1 protein-coding gene is annotated in these 1,256 nt (G+C 41.4%); it reads left to right on the top strand.

Annotated features, from left to right (window positions below):
- Positions 1-50 precede the first annotated feature (50 nt).
- Positions 51-1,256 (top strand): DUF445 family protein (locus C1E99_RS15560; protein WP_419580071.1); only part of this gene is annotated, 1,206 nt, incomplete at its 3' end.

Raw genomic sequence — 1,256 nt, 5'->3', positions numbered from 1 at the left:
TCGTCTCCGAGTCCGTCTCAGAATCACTTTCTGAATCAGTTAGTGAGTCCATCTCAGAATCAGTCTCAGAATCCATCTCAGAATCAGTATCTGAGTCAGTCTCAGAGTCCGTCTCGGAATCTATCTCAGAATCAGTTTCAGAGTCAATTTCAGAATCCATCTCAGAATCCGTCTCAGAATCCATCTCAGAATCGGTATCAGAGTCAATTTCAGAATCCATCTCAGAATCAGTCTCAGAATCCATCTCAGAATCAGTATCTGAGTCAGTCTCAGAGTCCGTCTCGGAATCTATCTCAGAATCAGTTTCAGAGTCAATTTCAGAATCCATCTCAGAATCCGTCTCAGAATCCATCTCAGAATCGGTATCAGAGTCAATTTCAGAATCCATCTCAGAATCAGTCTCAGAATCCATCTCAGAATCCGTCTCTGAGTCAATCTCTGAATCAGTCTCTGAGTCCGTCTCTGAGTCAGTCTCAGAATCAGTCTCTGAGTCAATTTCTGAATCAGTCTCTGAGTCAATTTCTGAGTCAGTATCAGAATCAATCTCAGAATCAGTCTCTGAGTCAATTTCTGAGTCAGTCTCAGAATCCCTCTCTGAATCAGTAAGCGAATCAGTCTCAGAATCAGTCTCAGAATCAGTCTCAGAATCAGTCTCAGAGTCAATCTCTGAGTCAGTCTCAGAATCAGTCTCAGAATCAATCTCAGAATCAGTCTCAGAATCAGTCTCTGAATCAGTAAGCGAATCAGTGTCTGAGTCAGTATCAGAGTCACTTTCTGAATCAGTCTCTGAGTCAGTCTCAGAATCAATTTCTGAGTCAGTCTCTGAGTCAATCTCTGAATCCGTATCAGAGTCAATTTCTGAGTCAATCTCAGAATCTGTATCTGAGTCAATTTCTGAGTCAGTCTCTGAGTCAATCTCAGAATCTGTATCTGAGTCACTTTCTGAATCAGTATCAGAATCAATCTCTGAATCAGTCAGCGAATCAGTTTCTGAGTCAATTTCTGAATCAGTGTCAGAATCAGTGTCAGAATCAGTCTCAGAATCAGTCAGCGAATCAGTCTCTGAGTCAATCTCAGAATCAGTCAGCGAATCCGTATCAGAGTCAATTTCAGAATCAGTCTCTGAATCAGTGTCTGAGTCACTTTCTGAATCAGTATCAGAATCAATCTCAGAATCAGTGTCTGAGTCAATCTCAGAATCAGTGTCTGAGTCAGTATCAGAATCAATCTCAGAATCAGTGTCTGAGTCAGTATCA

The organism is Streptococcus suis, assembly GCF_002964045.1.
GTDB lineage: Bacteria > Bacillota > Bacilli > Lactobacillales > Streptococcaceae > Streptococcus > Streptococcus suis_U.
The sequence above is the reverse complement of the archived record's forward strand: the minus strand, read 5'-3'. Positions and strand labels throughout refer to the sequence as shown.